This is a genomic window from Bacillus sp. SRB3LM (assembly GCF_015712745.1).
GTDB classification, from domain to species: Bacteria; Bacillota; Bacilli; order Bacillales; family Bacillaceae_G; genus Bacillus_A; species Bacillus_A thuringiensis_K.
The window spans coordinates 73,859-98,798 of record NZ_VWVQ01000076.1; the positions used below are offsets into that span (position 1 = coordinate 73,859).

The window sequence follows — 24,940 nt, forward strand, 5'->3', positions numbered from 1 at the left end:
CCCCTAATATTCATTTCTTCTACTCGTTAATTTTCAAGCCAACTTCAAGCCCATGGAGAAACACTTGATGGTTATCCAAACATAAAAATTGCTGAATCTCTTCAAATTTCATATGACCAACTGAACAAACCCCTAAATTTAATGTCTCAGCAACCATATTTAAGGTAGCAGTGATAATGCCTGACTCAATACAAGCAAATAAATATCCATCTGAACCGTATTTCGGAATGGAAGCGTTCGCATTATAAACCAAATAAACTGAGAATGCAGATTGAGTAAATAAATCTTGATTAATTAACTCATGATCACTTTTGATCACTTGATCAATGTTGTTTACAATCACAAGACTATTTTTTGATGGGTTATAATAATAAAATCCAGCTTTCATACCCTCTATACGTTTTGGTTTTATATAAACAAAGATATCAATGGGATAGAGCCCGCCTGCACTTGCGTAATGATAGTATATTTTTTCTTCCTTAACCTGTTTTAGAGTTGATAAGAATTGGGAAAATTCCGAAAAACCGATGTGTTTTTCCATTTCAAATTGACGACAAGACCTACGTTCCTTGATTATAGTGGGTAGCTCATCTGTTGTTTCAAGTTGAATTTCGGTTGACCGTGCAGCAACGTGCGTGCGATTTAATTGTTCACTCATATACTTATCTAACTCTTCTTTAGAAAAGCGAATCTGGTTGCTATATGGATTTGGAAAAATCTTTTCTTGTGAAGAAAATACTTCTCTTGGGTGTAATATGTTACTTACTAACACACGATTTTTTATCATGAGTTCTATGTTTTTTTGTGTCTCTTCTACATTCCCTAACGAAAAGCGCTCTACTAGTTCACTAATTTTCACACCTTTTTGAGCCATAAAATAAAAATCAGGAAACCACTCAGACAGAATACCTGTAAATCTCATTTCCCCTATCAAAACTTCATTATGCAACTTCTCCCAATGCTTAATCGGAGACCAGTAATAAATTTGTTCGCTCATATACTCCTCCATAAATGTTTAACTTATTTTTACAATGCACTTTTCCAAGCTACAAAAAATCATCATTTCTCTCATGAAGGTTATAACACGTAATTCAAGAGAATTTTGGGATAATAAAATAACATTTTTCTCATTATTTTTTTTTATTTCATCACAAAAAATGATTTTTTATTAGACATTTCACATCCTTTCCCATAGTAATCCAATAAGGTATAAACCATTTATAACATTGAGAATATTCATTTATTTTCAATGTGAAATTATTGTAATGGATTGGAGAGCAGTTGAATATAGTTATTAAATCAAATAATGTTGAGAAAGTTTTATTTATTATATCGATAAAATTTTATGATTCATTTTATTACAAATAGATTAAGAAAAGAGCTTTAAATTTTTCTTAAAAAGTTAGTGTAAAAATACAACATATTATTACATACAAAGAAGTTACTTACATATCATCTTCAAAATAGAGAAAAGACACCCTTCAAGGTGTCTTTTCTCTATTTTGATTCCATATACTTTTGGCGCCTTCGTTATTTTTAAACGGTTTATAGGAATTAATACAATTCGAACATCTAGCTCGTTATATGTTCGAGTATATAATAAAAATTATATAAATTACGAATGGATTTCAGATAATTTTATCGATAAACGCAAAGATATATTCTACTCCTACGGTTACAATAGCAATAACCTATTGCTTATTTTTTATTAAATTGTAATATAATTACAGTATGTGAAATTATATTACATTAACTTTAAAAGCGAAGTGAGAATAATCTTCACTTCGCTTTTAAAGTTTGCAATCCTTATTAAATTTGCTCAATTCAGTATTTATTTCCACACTCTTCGCTTTTATTTAATCGGTTTTTCTGATTTTAAAACAATGGAACTTAGTGCAGGAATTTTAATTTTATTGTCATGTACAACATAAAGTGGTTTACTTCCCGCCTGCTTCCCGTCTACTAGTACTTTCCAAGGACCTTTAAATGGAAGTGTTATTTCAACAGCTTCTCTATTTGCATTGTGAGCCACTGTAAAGTATTCATGTTTATTCCCCTCTATTGTATAAGTTACAGTATTTTTCGGAGCATCAATAAATGATACGTGTGTTTTTATTTGATCTGCAGATGTCATTCGAAAAGCTGAGTACTTTTTGCGTAATTCTATTAAACCCTTCATATAATCTACTTCATTATTAAACGTTGCACGGCGCAACCAATCCATCTGGTTAATTGAATCTGGAGATTTGTAACTATTATGATCACCGTATTTCGTCCGCATAAACTCTTGCCCTGCATGTAAGAATGGAATTCCTTGTGATGTTAATAAAATCGAAGAAGACAATTTGTGCATTTGTTTTCGCACTTCATCGCTATCATCTGAATTAGTTAACTCAAGTTTATCCCATAATGTATGATTGTCATGTGCTTCCACATAAGTTAATACCTGTTCCGAATCTTGATAGGTAGATGAATTTTTATCGTAGTCAATACCTGCCGTAATCCCTTTTTTAATACGATCTTCCATGTTTTCCTTCCCATTTATAAAACCATTTTCCTTCTCCTCAAATACACTACCCTTCAATCCATCACGTATATTATCATTAAAATGAGCAATCCCTTTCATTTTCTCTGCATTTTTTTGATTTGCTTTCAGCTCAGCTGCAAGAGGTGTATTTAAATCCCATCCTTCTCCATGTAGTATAATAGAAGGGTCAATTTGATTAACAGCTTTACGTATTTCATTCATCGTTTCATAATCATGAATACCCATTAAATCAAAACGGAATCCATCTAAATTGTATTCTTTTGCCCAATATGTGACGGAATCTATCATAAATTTCCTCATCATTTTTCTTTCTGAAGCAGTATCATTTCCTACTCCAGTTCCATTTGCAAATGTTCCATCTTCATTGTAACGATAATAATAACCTGGAACTAACTTATGAAAATTAGATTCAGCAGCGTTATACATATGGTTATATACGACATCCATCACTACTCGAAGATTATTATCATGCAGTGTTTGAACCATTTGCTTTAATTCAGTTATTCGAACAGTCGGCTCATAAGGATTTGTAGAATAGGAGCCTTCTGGAACATTGAAATTTTTAGGATCATATCCCCAGTTATATTGCGGTTCATTTAAAGTCTCTTCATTTACTGAAGCATAATCAAATATCGGTAAAAACTGAACGTGAGTAACACCAAGATCCTTTATATGATCAAGTCCTGTTTTTACACCTTCTGGCCCTTTTGTTCCTTTTTCTGTTACACCTAAATATTTCCCTCTCTGTTTAATACCACTTTCAGGTTGGATGGAAAGATCGCGTACATGTAATTCATAAATAATAGCATCTTCTGGATTTTTAAATTTCGGCTTTTTGTTTGCTTTCCATTTTTTCGGATTTGTTTCTTCTAAATTAACGACTGCACCTTTATCTCCATTTACAGAAGCAGCACGCACATATGGATCAACCGCTTCAGTCCATGTATCACCAATTTTGACCTTATACGTATAAAAGAGCCCTTTTTGATTCCCCTTTAGTTCTGCTGTCCAAGTTCCCTTTTCACCTTGTTGCATGTTTATTTCAGCACCTATTTTATCGTTCCAGTTTTTATATGTAACTAACTTCGCTTCGCTTGCAGTAGGAGCCCATAAACGGAACTTTGTATGTTGCGCGGTATATGTATTCCCTAAATCGTTACCACTATAATAAAATAAATTATCAAATTCCTCGCTACGAATGACTTTACCAATTTCAGTATTCGTATCAGCTAAGTTTTCTATTTTAACTTTGTATGTTTGTTTTAAATCAATTTTCTGTTCCGTAATTATTTTGACCTTATTAGTAATATCTCCACTATTTATATCATAAGGACTAATATTTTTAATTTTAATGCCTTCAATTTCAATTTTCTTTTCCCTAATATGAAACGGGACATTAGTCGTTACGGTAATTTCATGGAAACTATCAATAGTTGCTTTTTGAATTGAGAGATCTGAAGAAGGCTTAGAGTTATATACTTTTTCATCGCCCGAAAGAATCCATACTTCAGCACGACCGCCCTTTATATTTTCAATCCAACGATCCCCACCATCTTTTTCCCATTCATTTGTTCGAACTATAAATCCTACACGATTATAGTCACCGTCTATTTTTATCTTAGCGTATTTTCCAAATTCATCTTCACCAGTAAATTCATAAGATGTACCATTTGCATTTTCTCCCCATAACCAAAGATTCCAGTCTTTTGTATTTCCAAGCTTCTCTTTGTAATGAATGATAACTTCAGTTGTTTTCGAATTTGAAACTGCCTTCACACCCTGAAAGGAGAAAACAGATGATAACATAACGATTAAAGTAAGTAATAAAACTGTTTTGTTAATTAATCTTTTTATAATTTGCACCACATACACCCTTTCTTCAAATATTACTAGCGATTTATTATGCTTACACTGAATAACACTGCTTAAATTAATCTAGAAATCTCTTTTGCTTCACCTCCATATTGGCTATTTTCACGTATGTATTTCAATGACCTTTCAATACGGAAGCGTTTGCATAAATTGCTTAAAAAAATAGATTTGTGTATGCCCTCATATATTTGTAAATGCTAAAAGGTCAGGGAAATCATTTTAAAGCAATCGTTTGTTATCGCTTTCATTTTATAGACTTTCTATCAAGAGGTCAATATATTATTAATTTTCTGTTTTTACACACTTTAAACCTTATTTATTTGTCGCAACTTCTTACAGATAACGCACCTAATTATTGCTTAGTCAGTTTATTTTCAACAATACATCGCTACGTAAAAAAGCTAATATCCTTAAAATGATATTAGCTTTTTTCATAATGTATTAATATATGAATGAGAACTATAATTCTAAATTACTTAATTTTTGCTGCATCAAATGCCTTTTGAACTGCTTGAACTTCAGCTGTATTTGCACCATATTTATTAGTTGCCACTCGAATACATGCTGATCTCAATTCTTTGAAATTAGAAGTCATGTTTAACTCATCAGTATTTGCATAATAGAAAATATCAAACATTTTATCTTCACCAATTCCTTTAACAGTCACTCCGTTATGAGTTCCGCCTTTTGCAATGAGATACGCAACTTTATTAATAATACTTGAATTAAAATGAACACCGCCTTGATCCCATCCATTAAAATCGTTAAATTCACTGTAATCATCTGGATAAGGTACTCCGAGTGAAGATGGAACAGAAGCTGGGTTTTCCATATCACGGAAAACAGATCCCGTTTGTTCTCCCATTGTCCAATTAAAGTTTCCATTATTTACGTATTTCTCAATAGATGTTCCCATAATATCAGATAGCGCCTCATTAATCGCACCGGATTCACCGTAATATTCAAGATTAGATTCACTAGAAGTAACAGCATGTGTAAATTCATGTCCAGCTACGTCATATGCTTTAACAATAGGATCCCCATATACAAGCATACTTCCATTATTAGCACTTAATGCATTCTGCCAATTTTTCGGATCATTCGTCTCTTCAGAATCCCAAGCATGTACAACTGAAACTACCTTTTGTCCCTTATTATCAAAGCTATTACGTTTGTATTTATCTTTATAAAAATCAAATACTTTTGTTGCTAAGTAATGAGCACTTACTGCTTTTGGATCGTTAAATGTTGCCGAAGTACTAGTCGCTAATGTACCAGGATAATAGCTTTCTTCTTTAGTAATATCTCTGTAATTCACATCATATGTTTCAATTCCTTGCCCTCTTGTATAATCAGCAAGAGCATATTTGCCATTACTTTGTTTAGAGATACCAAATGAACGAGAAATACCTAAATCATCTTTTCCTGTTCCAGTTAATGATGTAAGACTGCTTTGTTTACTTTTCTTTAAAGCTCCAACTAGTTTGTCACTAGCTTTTAAGTTAGATTCTTGTACCATATTTTTTAACATATCACCATTTTGTGCATTTACTAAATAAGTACCAGAAACATAGTTTGGTGTTGCAGCTTCAAAGGTAACTTGGTATGCATTTTTAGCTTGTCCATTATTTTCATCAACAAAAATAACCTCTTTAACTTCTGGCTCAGTAATAAACTTGATATCGTTCCCGTACTTCGTATAAATAAATTGTTTTGCTTCATCTTTTGACAGATTAATAGGTTTTTTCAATTCTTCTTGTTTTAGATTTTGCGCGCTATCACCTGAAACACTTTTAATAACACCATTATTATCTACGTGTGCAGTTAATTGATGACCATACACTTCTTTTCCTTCGTATGTTTGCTGCATACGTACAAGTGTAGTTCCATCATACGAACCACGTTTTTGAAGGACTTTATAATCTACTCCTGCTTCTCCATTGACTTGTTTTTGGGAGAGAGCTTGCTCTGTTTTCTCCTTAAGTGCATCCTTTACTACATTTTCTGGTGTCTTTTGTGACGGTTGTGTCAGTTCACCCGAACGGAACGATTCTTCCTGAATTTGAACTTGTAGTTGATCTGTTTCCTCTGCATGACCTACCCCATATGGTGCCACAGCTGTTAAAGCTAATCCAGTTGTTAATGCTACCTTAGTTAATGTCTTTTTGTTTTTCATTATTTCACCTCGTATAATTTTTGAAATAGAAAGCTTGTACAAAGTATACTGTCTATTTCTGTCGGAAAAAAGAGAAAATACACAATTTATGTAACATTATGCAAAATTACATAAATTGTGGTCAATATTATAAATAATGAACGGAACACATATGTACATTAATTTGAATAAAAGAGAGTCCTTATAGGCGCTCATCCAATTGGTTAGTTATTAATTATCTATATTCATTGTAATAAAAGTATACTTACCTCTAAATAACAACATAAAAACCCACTCTTTACTATTTTAAGAGTGGGTTTAATGTTGTTAAAATAACAATTACTATAAGAAACCTTATAATTTATATTTTTTTAGTAATCCTACTAAGTTTTTTGTAAAATTCACCTTTCGTTTTTATATGCTTAAACTGATTTGGATTAATATTTGCTTTTTGTGAGAGTGCTACAATCTCTTCTTTTGTAATTGAATCTTTCGTATTTATAGATGCTATATTTGTGTATTTTCCGTCTTCTGTTTTTGGAATTTCTAAAATCCCTTTATTCACAAGATCAACTACAGCCTTATGCTCTGAAGAATGTAAATCTACACCAGTAATTTTCCAATTACGCATAACTTTTGGCGTGTATACACCGTTCTTTACCTCTTTTAAATATGTAATAGCAAGGTTACGAATGGTTCCACCTGTTTCTCCAAATGCATTCTCTTGTTTAGATGACCAAATTTGTTCAAACTTACGCCCATCTAAAGCTCCTCCTTTTGCCTGAAGAGCCTCCATTCTGTATGCATTCATTCCCAGCGTCATAACATCGCTCATTTTGATTGGTTTGTTTGTACGAATAGAGCGTAAATTTGTAATTCTACTTCCGTATGGTTTTGTTAAGTCAATTTCGTATTTTACGCCTCCAAAGAAATCGTTCGTACTGTATTTAGATGCACGGCGGGTTTTATCAAAGCTAACGGTTACATCTCCGGCACGAGATGAGTTAAAATATCCTGCTGCCCATTCCATATAGTCTTTTAAATCTTTTCCAGAAATCTTATATACTGTAATCTCTCCCAAGGCATATTGGTAATTATACGCAATATCTTTTTTCTTAATAGGACCTGTATCCAAACGGGCATAATCATTATCAATTTGATGGGCTACTACATCTGCTTTACTGTAGTAGAGCATGACTTCATGAAAGAAATCTGATAAAGGTGTTTCTTGAATCTGAACACTTGGAATACCCTTTATTTCATTTTCAGGAACAAGATTTCTACCCTTTAATTGAGCGACTACAACATTTGCATCTCCTCTCGCATATTCGTGAAAAGGTGTTAGTGTTTCTTCAAGTGTAGGATCAGATAATATCGTTGTTCCATCAGCATTTTTTACAGGTATAGCGGTAGCAGTTTTATCTTTTAAAACCAACTTCCCATCTTGCTTTGTAAAAGTAAGGTCAATACGTGAAATATGTGTTCCATATTTATCTGGCTCTGTAATAATTACGCCATTTACAACTTCTTTTTTTACAAGTTTATGCATGTGAGCCGCAAAAATAGCGCTTAGTTCCGGACAAGCATTTGCAATATCTTGAACACCAGTACCAGGGATACCATTCTCATTTTCTAATCCCATATGCATAACTCCTACCATTACATCTACTTTACCTTCTAATTCCTTAATTGCCTTTTTCGTCTCTTCTACCGGATTTTTCACCACTAAACCATTTAAGTGATCTGTCCCTTTTTCAAAATCACTAATCATTGGTGTATTCATACCAATAATCCCAACTTTAATTCCACCTTTTTCTACAATTGTATATGCAGGAAGAAAGCGCTCTCCATTTTCCTTATAAATATTTCCTGCTAACGTTTTTCCCTTATATTGCTCACTAACTTTTTTCAATGTATCTAATCCAAAGTTGAATTCATGATTTCCAAATGCCCAGGCGTCATATCCCATTGTATTCATCGCTACCATCATTGGCGATTGTGGCTTATCGTTGAATAATTCTACTGAGTTTCCTTGAATTGTATCCCCGGCATCTACTAATATGGTATTTTGATTTTCTTGACGGACCTTCTTTATAACCGTATAAAGCTGCGTCAAACTTCCACTCATATTTGCTCCATCAAGCGCATAATCCCAAGGCATAAATCTGCCATGAATATCTGCAGTACCTAACAATGTAATATTAACTTCAGATTCCTCAGCCTTAGAGATAGGTGGTTTGACTATTACTGCTGTTCCGAGCAGTAATAGAATTACAAAGTAACATACATAGTTCTTCCATTTCATTTTTTGCATAATAATAATATTTCTCCCCTTTTTGTACTTTCGTAAAGTTGTTTGAACTTTAAAAATGTAACTTATTATTCGGGAAACTTCAACTACAAAAGATAATTTTGAAGGTGGTTCTGTTGCAAAAATAAAGAGAATAAATTGCATACATCCCCTAACAGAATTGTATTTTATCGTTTCCTGACAGAATACCCCTTCCTTAAGGGTGTGAAGTGTACTTTCAAAATAAGGATATATCATTCATTATCATTTCAATTTATTAAAACGTGCATATACAATATGTTATGATGATTAATTTTTTGAATTTCGTTGCTGATTTATTTCCTTCTAAATAAAAACACTTTCAAAAAAAATAACCCCGCTCTTCATTTAAGACGGGGTTACACTTATACAGAAAATCGGATAGTTTTATATTTTCTTAAGCTTATTGGTTACTTTCAACTAATTTCATTCTATTTTTGTTTTCTTCTGAATCAATATGAATCAATCGTTTCCCCTGTTTATAATACGCATCAATAAACAGGGAATGATTTTTACTTTTCAATTTCACAAAGCAATTTTATCTCTTTGATTTGTTCTATATGACGCTGTTCATGCAAATAGATTAATTCTATCCACTGATCAAGAAATAATTCTCCAAGAGCTGGATGCATCACTGATTTTTTTACTAATTTAGATTCATCTTCTATTGTACTCAGAAAACGCATCAATTCTTTTCTTGATTCGTTTAGCATATTGAGCATTTGCTCCACTTCAAATGGTTCTATACTTGGTTCAATCATTTCTGGAGCTATAAACTTTTTCGTTCTATCTAATAAAATAGTGTGAATTTCTTTACGCTCATTTTGGGTACTATCTAACTTTTTTAACCCTGAGGAAATAACTGTTATCACTCTTTCATCTAATAAAACTAAATGATGACAAACTTGTGCAATACTCCATTTATCCTTATCTGGTTTCCTATTAAATTGAGCATCACTCAACAAATTAATTTCCTCAACTAATTGATATCTCGTTTCATAAAACTTGTTATTTACAAATGTATCCATGTGGATTCTCCTTTCATTGCAACCTACATACTTAAATTCCTACGCTAGAAATATTATCTTCGAAAAAAGATTTTCTTTCACTACTATTCCAATTTCATTTTAAAGCCACAAATAAATCAACCTTTAACTTTCCTTCTAAATCCTCAGGAACATTATTTAAGCAAAACTCTAAATTATCTCTATCATAATCTGCATCATACTCACTATTTGGTAGCCACTCTGCATACATGTATTGATACGCTTCACTTAATTTATGAGGTTCACCATAGAACTGGTATAGACCATATGTACCTCCATCTAATCTTTTAAATTGCACATCATGATACTTTTCTTTATCGAAGTTTTCAGGAATCGTAACACATGCATCATGCCGGCACTTATGACTTGCAACGAGTTCAGGATTATCTAATGATATTCCGATAAATGATTGCTCTGGTGGATAAAGGTTATTTTCAATTGACCAGTTCAGTAACTTTCCCCAGTGATCTTGCGGTTCAAAGTAGCTACCAGTTCGTCTTATATACGCTACTTCTAATGGTGGTAATTTTTTTATAACAACTTTCATTTACATCTTCTCCCCTATAAATACGTACACTGTTTAATTAGCTTTTTTTAACATTTATTCCTTCTTAAATTAAAAGAATTCTCTAATCATATAAAGTGAACCTTTAATCAGCGGGGGATAAATTTCAATTGTAATATAATTGATTACTACTACTAAAGTAGTATGTACTTTCATACTTTTATTTGATTTTACATTCTTTTTAAATCGATATATTAATTGTAAGGAAATAAAAAGGTGGAGGATTTTAATTGATTAAAGGAATATACGAAGCACATTTACCAGTGAGTAATTTACAACAATCTATCGAATTTTATGAAAAACTAGGATTGAAGTTAGCCTGGAGCGATGAGTCAACAGCATTCTTTTGGATTGAGGATGGGAAAAGTTGGCTAGGATTATGGGCGGGCTCTGAATACGAAACAAAATATCATCCTTCTTTACGTCATATTGCATTTAGAGTTTCATATGAGGATTTAAAAGAATCATTACATTGGTTACACTCACTTCAAATTAAAACCGTTCCGTTTGGAAGTAATGAATCTATTGAACCCTTTGTCCGTCCACATCAAGGTAATGCATCTGTTTATTTTATTGATCCAGATGGTAATAGCTTAGAACTTATTTGTCATATTGTTGTACCTAATGCACTAAAACATATAACTAATAAATTATCATTTAAAGATTGGGAGACACTATTAGCTGACACATTTGAATGAATATAAGCTATAAATCATAGTGGCTCGCCTTTATTTTTATAACATGTATAACAATCGTGAATAATAATGTCCTATCAATTTATCATTAAATAAATGTAAAAAATGACCCTATTTATTCATTTTTCATGCGTATGTATGTACATTTGTGAATTTATTCGATATATTATGGGTATTGAATGATTACGAAAAGTGTATAGGTCGCTTATATAACACCTTATATTTTTATATCCGTGAAAACTACAAAGTGTATGAAAATCCATTTGTCAAATGAATTTAGTGCGGAAGGAGGTTTGTGGTTACTTCATAGGGTATAATAATCAGTTTTTTACTGATAAAAATATAGGAGGCGACATAATGTTTCGTACGATTTCAAATTTCATGAGAGTAGCTGAGATAAGAAGGAAAATCCTTTTTACACTAGCGATGTTAATCGTTTTTCGAATTGGCACGTTTATTCCAGTTCCTCATACTAACGCAGAGGTATTAAAAGTACAAGATCAAGCTAACGTTCTAGGTATGTTAAACGTATTTGGTGGAGGAGCACTGCAACACTTCTCAATCTTTGCTGTAGGTATTACACCATATATTACAGCTTCCATCATAGTACAGTTACTACAAATGGATGTTATACCTAAATTTTCGGAATGGGCAAAGCAAGGAGAAATGGGCCGTAAGAAATCAGCTCAATTCACTCGATACTTTACAATCATTCTCGCATTCATACAGGCCATCGGAATGTCTTATGGCTTTAATAATATAGCAGGTGGACAATTAATAACAGATCAAAGCTGGACTACATACTTATTTATTGCGACAGTTTTAACTGCAGGTACTGCATTTTTACTTTGGTTAGGCGAACAAATTACCGCTAACGGAGTTGGTAATGGTATTTCGATGATTATCTTCGCAGGTCTCGTTGCCGCCATTCCAAATGTTGCAAATCAAATTTATTTACAACAATTCCAAAATGCTGGCGATCAGCTATTTATGCACATAATAAAAATTGTTTTAATTGGACTCGTAATTTTAGCGATAGTTGTTGGTGTTATTTACATTCAACAAGCTGTACGTAAAATACCGATCCAATATGCAAAAGCTGTTTCAGGAAACAATCAATATCAAGGAGCAAAAAACACTCATTTACCGCTTAAAGTAAATAGTGCTGGTGTTATACCAGTTATCTTTGCTTCTGCATTTTTAATGACGCCGCGTACAATTGCGCAGCTCTTCCCTGATTCAAGCGTATCAAAATGGTTAGTTGCAAATCTTGATTTCGCACATCCAATTGGAATGACACTTTATGTCGGTCTTATTGTTGCTTTCACATACTTCTACGCATTTATTCAAGTAAATCCTGAACAAATGGCTGAGAATTTGAAAAAGCAAAATGGATATGTTCCTGGTATTCGTCCTGGTAAAGCAACTGAACAATATGTAACTAAAATTCTATACCGTTTAACATTTATCGGTGCAATTTTCTTAGGTGCTATTTCTATATTACCGCTCGTATTTACGAAAATTGCTACGTTACCACCTTCTGCTCAAATTGGTGGTACAAGCTTACTTATCATTGTCGGTGTAGCACTAGAAACTATGAAGACGTTAGAAAGCCAGCTTGTAAAACGTCATTATAAAGGCTTTATTAAAAAAGTGAATTAATTATAAAAAACACAGTTGGTTATTTTTCCAACTGTGTTTTTTATTTTATCAGTTCTGTAATTAATATACAGGGCTGTTACTTTATTAAACTACATCTCCTTCTCTAATAACCGCCCTTTTTTGAAATAAGTCCGTAGTGTTGAACGATTGGCCAAAAATACACCAATCAATATAAGACAAGCCCCCATTCCCATTGTAGGATTTAAAGGTTCTCCTAAAATGATATATCCCACAATTATTGCAATCAATGGTGATACATATAACCACGTCGATGGAAATACTGGATTTGTTTTTGATAAGAGCCAGTAATATAATCCGTGGCCACCAATCGATCCGATAAATATGAGATATAAAATAGGCCATTGCACACTCCATGAAGTTAATACGGTTACATTGGGTTGTTCTACAATAATAGATGCGATTAGTAGTAAAATCCCTCCATAAAACATTTGAATACCGTTAATAAGAAATGGTGATACATTTGATAAATCTGAAAGTATTTCTTTCGAACGAATAGAGCCTATTCCGTAAAATAACTCCCCTATAACTAAAACAATACAAGCAATACTCCATATGAAACTTACTTGTTGATGCATTCCTGGTAAAGAAACAAATATAACACCTATTAGTGCAATAACTAAAGCAACGAGTTGTTCCTTTTGTAGCTTCTCCCTATTCCTCTTTGCTTGTATTAACAAGATCATCATTGGTCCCGTAGCAGAAAGAACAGCAGCTAATCCTGAAGAAATATACTGTTCTGACCAATATAAACTTGCGAATGTCATGAATGTTAAACAAAATCCAGCATACATAATGCGTTTTGAAAATATATGTGGCATAATTTCTTTTCGCTTGAATTTAAAAATAATCATAAGGATTATGCCTGCTAAAAAGAAGCGAATTCCTGCTGAAAACAACGGTGGCGCCCCTGCTTCAATTCCAATTTTTATCGTTAAAAATGTTGTCCCGAAAATAATACATACTAAAATGTAATTAAAAATGACCATTTTGCTTCCTCCTTTTTACTCTTAAAATGAGTATAGAGGGTATGGTGTATAACAGTGTATCGGTACATATAACAGTTACTTCAAGTTGTAGTTGATTCCCTATATATTTTTCGCTTTAATTAAGTTAAAAAGAAAAATAGGTGAACCTATGAAAATTGTATTGCGTAAAGAAACAAACATACCGTATTACAAGCAAATATATATGCAAATTGTTGACAGAATACAAAGTGGTATGCTTTCACATGGTGAATCTCTTCCTTCTTTACGTTGTATGGCCACAGATTTACAAATCAATGTATTAACAGTTCGCAAAGCGTATAAACAATTAGAAACCAAAGGGTATATACGCATCGAACAAGGAAAAGGTGCTTACATATATAAACGGGTAAAGAAAGATTTCAAACCAATTCCGTATAAATGGCAACAAACGAAAACGATTAATGTTATGCGTTCTCAATATGCAATGAATAAACACCGTAAATATTATGATTTTTCACAAGCAATTCTGTATCCTCGTCTATTACCAAACCCATTTTTGGCAGACGAAATGCATAAATTGCTGGATAAAAATCCAATGTTGTTAGCAACTTACGGGCCAGTTCAAGGCGATTATGAACTGCGAGTTGAAATAGCAAATTACTTACATGAACACCAGAAATTAGTGACAGACCCATCTCAATTATTAATTACAAGCGGAGCACAACAAGGAATTGATTTAATTGCTCAAACATTATTAAAACCTGGAGATATTGTATTAGTAGAAAGTCCGTGTTACAGTGCTGCGCTTGATGTTTTCATCAATAAAAGTGTTCAAATCATTCCCGTTTCTCTTGATAATCATGGAGTTCGCGCCGACTTAATTGATGATATTTGTCAAAGTAAAAATCCCGTTTTATTGTATACGAATCCAACCTTCCAAAACCCGACAGGTACAGTAATGAGTAAAGAACGAAGAGTGGAACTTATTGAACTAGCGGAGTTATATCAATTTTTTATCATTGAAGATGATTCTTTCGGGGAAATATATTTTGAGGATGCTATAGTCCCGCCTCCAATCAAAAGTTTTGATAAAGATGGCCACGTAATATATATAAAAGGATTTAGTAAAACGTTAGCACCAGGACTGCGTATCGCAGCACTTATTGCCGATGGTCCTATTTTTGAATGGCTATATGCAGTGAAAGGTTCAATGGATATCGGTAGTCCCTTATTAACACAAAAGGCACTTCTGCCGTTTTTACGTGCGGAACGTATGAAAAACCATTTAGAAAAATTACGTACAGCTTTACAAATGAGACGTGATTTAACAATTAATATATTATCGCCATTAAAAGAACTAAACTTTGAAATACCAAATGGAGGTTTTAATTTATGGGTGACACTGCCTGATTCGATAGATCCCTTTACCTTATTACAAAAAGCAAATGAAGTAGATGTCTCTTTTTTACCAGGAACAGCTTGTCTATTAAATTACGAAACAAATGATAACCAATTAAGAATTAGCTATTCAATGTTAAACGAGAAAGATATGGAAATTGGATTAGAGAAATTACATGATACAATACGAAAAAGTATTTGTTAGAAGCAATCTCACATTAGCCAACAATAAATAATACCCGAAAATGAAAATGTATAGTATGGGATATTATTTATTGTTGAGCTTTTTCGTTATTCTTAACAATCGGTTTTAAAACTTGTCTTTCTTTTAATTCTTCAACACTGCCATATTAATCAATAACAATTGCTTTCATTTCCTTTCCTCTCCTCCTTGCTGTTTATTTTAATAACATACAATTATTTCTCAAAATTTTTTGTCTTGAATTAACATATAATTATTTTTGGGGGTAATTATGTAAGAAGCATTATAAAGTGAAACTTTAATCAACCCTCGTCAATCGGTCTTTTTCAGGAAGTTGGTCCCCTCCCAACTTCTTTACTTTCCCTGAATTTTGAGATGAGACTCTTACCGCCCGGCAAATGGCAAATAGCGGGATGAATTACAATACGAATCTTACACACATCTTAGAATCATCCAAAACTGTTTTATTAATTAAATTCAAAAGAAATGGGGCTAACTATATGAGTGAAAAGATATTTAAAATAAATGGAATTGATATATGTACAGAAAGCTTTGGAAACCCTAAGAACCCTGCTATTTTATTAATTATGGGCGCTACATGTTCCATGGTTTATTGGGACGAAGAGTTTTGTGAGCTGTTGGCTAGTACGGGGAAGTTTGTTATTCGCTTTGATAACCGTGATGTTGGACGCTCTGTTGCCTATGAACCTAGAACTTCCAATTATACAGTAACAGATATGGCTGAAGATGCAATTGGAGTACTAGATGCTTATCATATTGATAAAGCTCACCTATTTGGTATGTCATTAGGTGGTATGATTGCTCAAATTGCCGCTGTAAAACATCCCGAAAGAATTTTGACGCTAACTTTACTAGCGACTAGTGTAATAGGATCTGATGACAATACTCGCGATTTACCTCCAATGGATGAAAGAATTTTAACACATCATGTAAATGGCACAAGTATAGATTGGGCAAATAAAAATGATGTGGCAGAGTATTTAGTTTCAGGATCTCGTCTATTATGTGGATCAGAACGAATATTTGATGAAAATAGAGTTTATAAACAAGTAAAACAAGAAATAGAACGCGCAAACAATTTATTAAGTATGTTTAATCACGCTTTACTTCAAGGTGATGATGCATATGAAGGTGTACTTCAATCCATACAAGCACCTACATTAGTTATTCACGGAACAGACGATACAGCACTCCCATTTGAACATGGCCTCGCACTAATTGGTGAAATTCCAAACTCAGTACTATTAACTCTTAAAGGAGCAGGCCATGAAAACCATCCAGATGACTGGGAAAGCATAATTAATGCTGTTTCTAAACATACATCTAAAATTTAGATAAATAACTAATGGAAGGGGCACAAATTGTATTGTGCCTCCTTCTAGTTACAAACAAAAACCCATCACTGTATTCGTATGTATAGTGATGGGGACTTTTTATACTTTTCTATGTTTAAAAAAATGGACAATCTAATTGATCAACAGATTCCCATAATTTTTTTTTTGCATTTTCGGTGGATGTATTTGTGTCTAGTGTCATGTTTTTAAAAGGGTTTACTTCGACTTTTAATAAGGATGAAGGCTCCACATATAATGAGAAAACATGGCTGCTTGGTAAAGCTTTTGAAACGTCAATATCTCCTACTTGTTTAAATAGTTGCTGTGCAGCAAAAAAGAAGAAATTAGTTGGATTTGATTGTTTATTCAGCCACGCAAGCATTTCAGGTGATACCGATTTATGAATATTGATTTTTACTCGATCACCACGTTTATATCGCCTAGATCGCATACTTCCACTAACTAACTTATCGTTAAGTTTGTAAATCCTAACTCTTTTTGCTTATGCTCTCTATATTTTGGTGAACAAGTATATACTAATAATCCTCGTGCATTTGTAAATAACGGATTATCTACAAAGATTACATTTTTGAGTCGTCCTTTTTGCTTTAAAATCATTTTTAAACTGTTTTTAATAATTACTGCACCCCCGCCATAAATAAACACGTATGGATCGTCTTTCATATCATCAATTTTGTTTATAATATCCGTTGCAACGCGCGCTGCTAAACCTAATAATGCTGGTTGTGATTCCTCAACTAATAATGCATTTCTAGGGTGTTTATCATTTAAATAAATTTGATTGAACTCTGTAATACTATCAATTGTCTTTGTTGGATACTTCCGGTTCCATCTCGTAATAATTTGTAGTAACGTTTCTTTCACACCATAGGATAAACCCTTACTTAGTTGTGGTCTAAAGTTTACGCCTAGTGATACTACTTCTTCTGTCGTCCCTGCGCCAATATCAAAAGATAATAGTGTTTTATCAACAAAATCAATTTCTGACACTTTATTTTGTTCACATTCTATTTTATGTTTCACAACATTTCCTTCTTCATCGTATACAATGCCCCACGTCCCAGAAGCACCCTCAGGCAGGCATTTACAATACTCAATTGAAACATTAATTGTCACATCACGTCCGTTCGGATAATGGAAAATAACCTTATGATTTCCCATATAACGTTTTGCATTTTCAGCAGCTATTTCTTGTGTAATAAGCTGCATAGGAAGAGCGACAGATAAATCATAACGAATATTAATATGACTAGAAGTTGGACTTTGACGCATAGCGCTTACAGCTAAACCTGATAGAATTGTAATAACCATTAACTCATCAGTCGACTTATTCGATTTCTTCTCAACCTCAGTACCTTTTAATTGATCTTGGATGACTTTTTCTCCAACGATGTATCGTACATTATTTAACATTAACGATGGCGAACTTATAGTCACATCAATGTGGTTTTCTAATTCAGATAATGAGACATCTACCTCATCTAAGAGTCCTGTAGGCTCACCTATATATAAAGAATAAATACTCGGAATAAAAATAGGGTCTTGCCCTTTCACCATTAACTTCAAACCGTTGTTTCCTGCATCTGCACCAGCCTTTAAAAGTATAGACATAACTACCCCCTAAATTAATCTGACATCCCTTCCAAATATATGCGAGCCCATTCTTTTACATTCAAATGTATTGTAATTTTTTACTCATTACAAAAACAAGATATTACATAATTACGCATTGCGTGTAAAAAACATTTGACACAAAACTTCCCAAATTTTATACTATAGTTGTAAATAGTTTTTTACAATAGTGGAGGTGTTGTTCTAATATGAATCGTAATAAATTCATTTTAATAACAATCGTTTTATCATTAGTCGCAGTCCTTATACATGGTACCTATAAATACATCAATGAAGGTGTAATTTTAGGTGGAACCATTTTCTCAAGCGCTTTAATACTTAGCTACCTCCTTAATCATATTACATGGGGAGATCCCCGCGGTGTGTCAGAAGAAAGTCAAGATGAGATGGGACAACAAATTACATATAAAAGCTTTAAAATCGCATATTTTGTGCTTGTAGTTGTAATGTTCCTTTTATTAATCTTCTCCGAAGGATTTTCTATGGGAGCTAATTTAGATGGAGTAAAAAACCTCCCTCTGTTCATCGCAATTTGCTCTTCATTCTTTATTTATCCTATTGTCGAACTCATAGTTGCAAAACAATATAAGTAAAAAGATGAGGTTTTCTACATGTAGAAAACCTCATCTTTTTATATTTACATACTCTCTACAATTGCTTTTAATTTATTCACAGTCCGCCAATTCCTAACTGTAGCTGGTGTATGTAACTTCTGAAACTGGTTCATTAATTTAGAATTTCGAATGCTATTTTTGAAAAATAAATAAACGACCTTCTCATCTATATAGCAATCTTCAAGTTCACTTTTAAATGTAAGCAATTGACTACTCTCTTCTTCAGAAAGTACATTAGCTAAAAAAGCAATATGAACACTTTCTCCTTCTAACAATGAATGAACTTCATATGGACATTGTTTAATAATATTTATAAATTCATCATGTGTTCTTAGCATGACTGGAACATCGAAATCAAATTCTTTTTTTATTTCAGATTGTATTCAGTCCTTTAGAAAGTTTATACCTTCCTCAGATTCGAACACAATATTACCACTTTGTATATATGTTTTCACTTGTTTTAACCCTATTGATTCAAACACTCGTTTTAAATCAGCCATTTTGATTACTTTATGGCCACCGACATTGATTCCTCTTAGTAATGCAATATAAAGTGTCATATTATCCCCCCCACAGTAAAATGAACTTATCAATTGAATCGGTTTTCCCACTCATATTTCTCGGATATTTGTTTTAATTCTTCTAACATATCATGAATAGATAATACCTCAAATAAAATAATAGATTCACTTGAAAAATGGTGATGATAATGATTTGGTTTATAATCTTTTAAATCATTTTTATAACTCCAAGTTGGGATGTTAAAAAAATCACAAACTAACACTGTAAGAAAAACTGCAATCCCAGTTTTAATCACTCTTCCCCCAACAATATACCATTTTCTATCTTGATTCATTTTTTATATCCTTCATTTCTGTTTCATTTTATATACATATATTATATATTGTTAAAATAAAAAAACCTACTACATGAATATTCAAGAGTAAGTTTTCTATCTCGTTATTCCATTATAGGTAAATGCATTATTATTTGTTGGCCAATTGGCCCCATTCTCCTAAAACCTTTATCTTGGAAGCCGACTTTTGCATATAAATTTTGTGCAGGAATATTTCTTTCATTCACAGCAAGTACAACTTCATTTTTTATTGGAAAATAACGTTTTACAAACTCTTCTAATAATAACAATGAATTTTTAGCGTATCCTTTTCTTTGTCTATTGTGATTAATAGAAAATGATGTTAAAAGTAAAGCATCCTCATTATCAGTGAACTTCTTTACTCTATCTCCTGTTTGCAATGCGAAAAGACCAACAGGTAACCCGTTGTAATCTAAAATAACAATCACGTTTTTTGTACGATCACTTTTTGCTTTCTCCAGTAATGCGCTTGGATCTGATGTAAACTGGACTTGTTCACTTGGTAAAGTAAATGTTTGTATAACTTCTTTATATTTCTCCTTATACGGAACTAATTGAATTTCCCCTGTGTGTATGTTCATGCTAAACTCTCCCATTTTTTAGCTTATTAACTTATACCTTGCTGTGCTTTTGAATGCACTCTTCCATCTAAAAAGGTAATTTCAACAAATGAATTTGGATCGTTTCCTTTCCAAGCAAAAATTTGTTTAATTTGTGTAGAATGTTCTACCCCTTCTTCTATAAGTAAATCCCCTTCAAAACCAATTAAATCTTTCACTTCTGTATAAGTCATTCCTTCATTTATGTTCGAGAAATGATTTATATTAATAGAATCTTTCTGTTGCCTTTCCATCACAGTAGAAGAAGTTGCTGTTTGATTTTTCACTTCTTTTCTCTGTTCACACGCTGTCATACTGAAACCTAAGCATAAACTAAACAATATACATGCGCTTTTTTTCATCATAACAGTTGTCCCTCCCATCATAATTAAACCATATATTCCCTTGAAAATAAACTGAATATTTAATATTACATTCAAAAACCTCGTACAATTAAGTACGAGGTTAATTTCATTTATTCAAATGATTATTTGATTGATCATCCTGTTCTTTTCTTAACTCTTGTTCTTCATCTTTTGGTAATTGTTTATCATTATCTTTAATTGGATTCGTTTCTCTATTTTCAATCATATCATTTGGAACTTGTGGCATTACTCGGCCCACAATAGCCGCTAATTCATCTAGTATACCTTCACCTGTTTTTCCTTTTTTAATTTGCTTTCCAATTTGTTTTAGGCGTTCATACGTATCAACATCTGCTACAACGACTGCATTAGCACCGTCAGGGTCATTTTTTAAACTTTCTGCAACAGAGTATTTAATTGATTCAACACGAGTTCGATCAAGTTTTGCTTTTACGTCTATACCTACAATAGCATATTTTCCAAAAACGACCGCTGTTGCATCATTCACACCTGGCAAACTTGCTGCTAAAGATGCTAAATGATCTGCTGCTTTTTCATTTGGCTTATTTGATTTATTCGTATAATTAACATTTTTCATTGAAACATTTTTTTGTTCCGACTTTTCGTTTGGATTGTCTTTTTTTCCAATACTGCATCCAGTTATAACGAAGCAAAGCATCAATATATATATTAGAGTTTTCATTATTTTCACCACTTCACTATTAAGGTTTAATCATAAATTTTTTCAACAGCTTGCATTTTCTTTACCTTTTCCTCGGCCCCGCTATTAGCATTAATGAATATTTGATACGTATCTTTTCCTAAAGTACCTATAAATTCATAGCAAAGTACTTCATTATGCAAATCATTGACTACTAAAGCTTTACGTTCTTCCATAACTTTTACATCCGGATTGATTTTCTTTCTTGCTTCTGCTGCAGTTAGCTTTGCCGATGGAACTGTTCGCTTTTGATGTGACGCTAAGTATTCTTTTGCGGAGAACCCAACGATAGAACCATCATCTAAAGCAATTTTCATTTGGATTGCTTCTGGATAAATTCGTACTCCATTTTCATTTACTACATACGTAAATACACCAACATTATCATATTGAGAGCTATCATAAAGCTCCATATTATTAAACTTATGGTCCTTTAAAAATTTCAAACCTTTACTACCTGCATCGTTTAAACTAACTTTCTGTTCTTTAATTTCGCGGTTATTCATAACCCAAATTGGATATCCGCCTTTTCCGGTAATATCCATATAGAACTCATTGTTCGTTGCTTCATCTTTAATTTTCACACTATAGAAGGATTCTTTCGCACCTTTTCCGCTTTTCTCAACATCTACTTTTTCATTTCCTTTTAAATTCAAAAACGATTTGGCAATTTTCGCCGCTTCATCTTTAGAAATTGCCTTTCCTTCCGCTTCAAATCCACCTTTTTTATTTTTTTGCGCACTTGTAAAGGTCGGTCCGAAGTTTGTAGAAGAATATGATGTTACGTTTTTCTCTACAGTTTTCAATCCATCAATAATTGTGTTATCTGCTGGATCGCGATTTGATGCAAGTGCCATTTCTACATCCATCCAGCGTAAATTATCTTTCAAAACAAGATGTTGTACTTTTCTTAGTTCATCTTGTATATTTCCTGCATTTGAATATAAAGTTTGCAACGTTTTATATTCTTGCTCATTTAACGGCTCTTTTTCTAAATCACGAATGGCTGCACGGTAACTAAAATCACCGATATTCGCTAAAAATTCTTCCGTTTTATTAAACGGCATTAATGTTAAAGGCAGTTGCCCAACATCTGAGCGAGCTTCAGATGTTAAACGCCATACATCCGCTAGTGCAGGTGATAAAGATGATCGTGAATTCATCGCAAGTGTTGTACCAATTTTATCGTGCAATAAATCGACTTCGTATGCTAAATCATGGAATGCACGTTGATAACTATTTTCCGCTCGAATTAAAACCGCATTTTTCTCTTGGTGCTCTTTATAGCCCCAGTATCCTGTTCCTACTACACCGACTGTTAATAATACAATGATAATACCTCTTAACATTGTCCCACCTCCGCTCTATTTACAGAAAATATGTTTACCGATTTTTTTAATTTGTGGACGAGTCCAAATCCATTTACTAGTCGCAGTATCTGGATTGAAATAATATAAAGCATTTCCTGTTGGATCCCATCCGTTAATCGCATCTAAAACTGCTTTTTTTGCTGTTTCATTTGGCGTTAAATATATTTGTCCATCGGCTACCGCTGTAAATGCTCTAGGCTCAAAGATTACACCTGAAACAGTATTTGGGAACGACGCACTTGTAACACGATTTAAAATAACAGCAGCTACTGCAACTTGTCCTAAATACGGTTCACCACGTGATTCCCCGTATACTGCGTTTGCCATAAGCTGAATATCATTTTGAGAATAACCGTTCGGAACATTTGTCCCTTTATTTTGAGGTGGTTTATTCTCCTGTGCAGTGCCACCACTATTTCCTTTATTCGTTGTCGTCCCTTTATTAGCAGTTGACTTGTCATACTTCGTTGCCTTCACGAGCATTTGCTTCGTTTTAGCTCCAGCTAAACCATCAACGGGTAATCCGAATTTCTCTTGAAAATTCCGAAGTGCCCAGTATGTACCCCATCCGAAAACACCATCCACTTTTCCCGTATAAAATCCGTTATATTTCAAACGAGATTGCAGTTCAATGACATCTTCGCCAGATGCCCCTCTTTGAATGACTTGATTAGAAAAAGCTTCTACATTCTTTAGTTGTATACTACTGACCATTAAAGACAGCCCTATGAACGCAAGTAAAACTGCTATTTTAAAAATAGCCTTTTGGCGCATAATTTTTCCTCCTTAATTACGGAAATGATTTCTTGGTTATGTTTTGTAAAAGCCTCGCTTTTATGTAAAGAAGACAAAAAAATCCAAACTAATATCGTTGAAAAAATATGTAAACAATATACAAAAAAGATAAAAGGAGTTCATCATGAAGAAATTGTTAAAGCGTGTCGCACTTGTCATTCTGTTCCTAACAACATGTTCAAATATATATACAGGCTCATCAATTGTTCATGCGCAGCCGCCGTATGCTAAATGGGGTAAGCTAGCCGTAGAAAAGACGAAAGAACAATACCCAAAAGCAGAAATTATTGACTATCTTCATATAGGTAGAAAACCCAAAACAGTTCAAATAACTGTTGAAAAATTTAAATTGTGGTTACGTGAAGATGGAAAAGAATATGGTGTTTTTGTTGATGTAGAATTTGAAACAAAGACGGAGAAATTTATAAAGATGTCGTTTCAGAAGACGAGTAGATAAAGTGAAACCCCCACTGTTAAAAACAGACACAGTGGGGGTTCTTGCATTTCTAAAATTCTTTTCTAAAGTTTCGATTCCCTAAAAATCTTACCAATATACAAATAGCGCCAATTACAACTGCTATCCCTATACTGTATAAAAGTACTTTACCATACCCACCTATTCTTGGATCTAAAAACGGATATGGATACCAATTCACGATTGGACCACGTACTAAGCTATATACCACATAAAAAAACGGGAATAAGAGCCAACTTGCAGATTGTTTCCAAGTGATTTTCTTAATAGGTGGATTTAAAATCCAATCTAAAAGCATTGTAATCGGCATGATATAATGTAGCACAGTATTTACCCATGGTATTGCCGTTTGAAGTGATTCTTCTAACCCTCTTAATAATAAAAAATAAATGAGTCCAGTCGTAAGTATGTATACCGTTGCTGCACCACGAAGTATACCAAACTGCTCTGAGCAACCAAATGTAGCTGTTCCGATACTACTTAAAAGGAGAATACATGCAACTAAAATGTTACTTTCGATAGTGAAGAAACTAAAAAAGTTAACTGGGTTGAACGGTTTCACTTGTGCCCGTATTATAAATTGCGTAATGATTGTACTAAATGCTAGAAGGCTTAAACATAGTCTAAATAAAGATAAAATTTTTTCATCTTTCATACA

The 24,940-nt window shown here is 33.0% G+C and carries 21 protein-coding genes and 2 pseudogenes; 6 read left to right on the forward strand and 17 right to left on the reverse strand.

Annotated features, from left to right (window positions below; translation table 11 throughout):
* Positions 1–19: 19 nt before the first annotated feature.
* From F3I02_RS21515 to F3I02_RS21540, 6 genes are all read right to left on the reverse strand, one after another.
* Entirely contained in the window at positions 20–997 is a 978-nt protein-coding gene (locus tag F3I02_RS21515) for a SagB/ThcOx family dehydrogenase (protein WP_000003217.1), read from the reverse strand.
* 855 nt (positions 998–1,852) lie between these two features.
* Positions 1,853–4,411 (reverse strand): type I pullulanase, encoded by a 2,559-nt coding sequence (gene pulA, locus F3I02_RS21520; protein WP_196478412.1) that lies wholly within the window; start codon positions 4,409–4,411, stop codon positions 1,853–1,855.
* Positions 4,412–4,892: 481 nt separating this feature from the next.
* Positions 4,893–6,596, reverse strand: coding sequence for a M4 family metallopeptidase (locus F3I02_RS21525; protein WP_097946176.1), 1,704 nt, complete (start codon positions 6,594–6,596; stop codon positions 4,893–4,895).
* 340 nt (positions 6,597–6,936) lie between these two features.
* Positions 6,937–8,889: a bifunctional metallophosphatase/5'-nucleotidase gene (locus F3I02_RS21530; protein WP_196478413.1), complete on the reverse strand. Its 1,953-nt coding sequence runs from the start codon at positions 8,887–8,889 to the stop codon at positions 6,937–6,939.
* Between the two features lie 527 nt (positions 8,890–9,416).
* Positions 9,417–9,932, reverse strand: a complete 516-nt coding sequence (locus F3I02_RS21535) for a DinB family protein (RefSeq protein WP_000379383.1) — start codon at positions 9,930–9,932, stop codon at positions 9,417–9,419.
* 94 nt (positions 9,933–10,026) lie between these two features.
* On the reverse strand, positions 10,027–10,497 hold the full coding sequence (locus tag F3I02_RS21540) for an AraC family transcriptional regulator (RefSeq protein WP_150158997.1): 471 nt from the start codon (positions 10,495–10,497) through the stop codon (positions 10,027–10,029).
* 248 nt (positions 10,498–10,745) lie between these two features.
* Here F3I02_RS21540 and F3I02_RS21545 point away from each other — a divergent pair, with 248 nt between their 5' ends.
* Positions 10,746–11,213 (forward strand): VOC family protein, encoded by a 468-nt coding sequence (locus F3I02_RS21545; protein WP_000589638.1) that lies wholly within the window; start codon positions 10,746–10,748, stop codon positions 11,211–11,213.
* A 354-nt stretch (positions 11,214–11,567) separates the two neighbouring features.
* Entirely contained in the window at positions 11,568–12,872 is a 1,305-nt protein-coding gene (gene secY, locus F3I02_RS21550; protein WP_000490135.1) for a preprotein translocase subunit SecY, read from the forward strand.
* Between the two features lie 89 nt (positions 12,873–12,961).
* On the opposite strand, the gene F3I02_RS21555 is transcribed toward secY, so the two are convergent.
* The gene (locus F3I02_RS21555) at positions 12,962–13,879 is read right to left on the reverse strand and encodes a DMT family transporter (RefSeq protein WP_000234327.1); all 918 of its coding nucleotides are present in this window, start codon (positions 13,877–13,879) and stop codon (positions 12,962–12,964) included.
* 148 nt (positions 13,880–14,027) lie between these two features.
* Between F3I02_RS21555 and pdxR the strand changes: the two genes are divergently transcribed.
* Together pdxR and mleBCA are read left to right on the forward strand one after the other, a co-directional pair.
* A complete protein-coding gene (gene pdxR / locus F3I02_RS21560) occupies positions 14,028–15,461 on the forward strand; it encodes a MocR-like pyridoxine biosynthesis transcription factor PdxR (protein WP_000706795.1) in 1,434 nt (477 codons plus the stop codon).
* A gap of 497 nt (positions 15,462–15,958) precedes the next feature.
* Positions 15,959–16,813 carry a BCA family alpha/beta fold macrolide esterase gene (mleBCA, locus tag F3I02_RS21565; RefSeq protein ID WP_001290771.1) on the forward strand — a complete coding sequence of 285 codons (855 nt, stop codon included), beginning with the start codon at positions 15,959–15,961 and terminating at the stop codon, positions 16,811–16,813.
* 115 nt (positions 16,814–16,928) lie between these two features.
* Here mleBCA and F3I02_RS21570 read toward each other — a convergent pair whose 3' ends face one another.
* Both F3I02_RS21570 and F3I02_RS21575 read right to left on the reverse strand, forming a co-directional pair.
* A complete protein-coding gene (locus tag F3I02_RS21570; RefSeq protein WP_001257760.1) occupies positions 16,929–17,264 on the reverse strand; it encodes a hypothetical protein in 336 nt (111 codons plus the stop codon).
* 11 nt (positions 17,265–17,275) lie between these two features.
* Positions 17,276–18,445: a ParM/StbA family protein gene (locus F3I02_RS21575; protein WP_000025621.1), complete on the reverse strand. Its 1,170-nt coding sequence runs from the start codon at positions 18,443–18,445 to the stop codon at positions 17,276–17,278.
* A 209-nt stretch (positions 18,446–18,654) separates the two neighbouring features.
* Between F3I02_RS21575 and F3I02_RS21580 the strand changes: the two genes are divergently transcribed.
* Positions 18,655–19,059 carry a hypothetical protein gene (locus F3I02_RS21580; protein ID WP_001081360.1) on the forward strand — a complete coding sequence of 135 codons (405 nt, stop codon included), beginning with the start codon at positions 18,655–18,657 and terminating at the stop codon, positions 19,057–19,059.
* 44 nt (positions 19,060–19,103) lie between these two features.
* Here F3I02_RS21580 and F3I02_RS21585 read toward each other — a convergent pair.
* The 7 genes and pseudogenes from F3I02_RS21585 to sleB form a co-directional block, all read right to left on the reverse strand.
* Positions 19,104–19,640, reverse strand: a pseudogene (locus F3I02_RS21585) (DUF1697 domain-containing protein).
* Positions 19,641–19,867: 227 nt separating this feature from the next.
* Positions 19,868–19,936 (reverse strand): annotated as a pseudogene (locus F3I02_RS34115) (hypothetical protein); the annotation flags it as partial.
* A gap of 104 nt (positions 19,937–20,040) precedes the next feature.
* Positions 20,041–20,553 carry a GNAT family N-acetyltransferase gene (locus F3I02_RS21595; protein ID WP_003301495.1) on the reverse strand — a complete coding sequence of 171 codons (513 nt, stop codon included), beginning with the start codon at positions 20,551–20,553 and terminating at the stop codon, positions 20,041–20,043.
* Positions 20,554–20,564: 11 nt separating this feature from the next.
* Positions 20,565–20,921 carry a hypothetical protein gene (locus F3I02_RS21600; RefSeq protein ID WP_000976443.1) on the reverse strand — a complete coding sequence of 119 codons (357 nt, stop codon included), beginning with the start codon at positions 20,919–20,921 and terminating at the stop codon, positions 20,565–20,567.
* Positions 20,922–21,027: 106 nt separating this feature from the next.
* Positions 21,028–21,624 (reverse strand): YhcN/YlaJ family sporulation lipoprotein, encoded by a 597-nt coding sequence (locus F3I02_RS21605; protein WP_000854058.1) that lies wholly within the window; start codon positions 21,622–21,624, stop codon positions 21,028–21,030.
* A gap of 26 nt (positions 21,625–21,650) precedes the next feature.
* Positions 21,651–22,991 (reverse strand): germination protein YpeB, encoded by a 1,341-nt coding sequence (ypeB, locus tag F3I02_RS21610; protein ID WP_196478414.1) that lies wholly within the window; start codon positions 22,989–22,991, stop codon positions 21,651–21,653.
* 15 nt (positions 22,992–23,006) lie between these two features.
* The gene (gene sleB / locus F3I02_RS21615; protein ID WP_001249053.1) at positions 23,007–23,786 is read right to left on the reverse strand and encodes a spore cortex-lytic enzyme; all 780 of its coding nucleotides are present in this window, start codon (positions 23,784–23,786) and stop codon (positions 23,007–23,009) included.
* Positions 23,787–23,931: 145 nt separating this feature from the next.
* Between sleB and F3I02_RS21620 the strand changes: the two genes are divergently transcribed.
* Positions 23,932–24,264, forward strand: a complete 333-nt coding sequence (locus tag F3I02_RS21620) for a DUF3889 domain-containing protein (RefSeq protein ID WP_000734902.1) — start codon at positions 23,932–23,934, stop codon at positions 24,262–24,264.
* 49 nt (positions 24,265–24,313) lie between these two features.
* Here F3I02_RS21620 and F3I02_RS21625 read toward each other — a convergent pair whose 3' ends face one another.
* Positions 24,314–24,937, reverse strand: coding sequence for a Pr6Pr family membrane protein (locus F3I02_RS21625; RefSeq protein WP_196478415.1), 624 nt, complete (start codon positions 24,935–24,937; stop codon positions 24,314–24,316).
* Positions 24,938–24,940 lie beyond the last annotated feature (3 nt).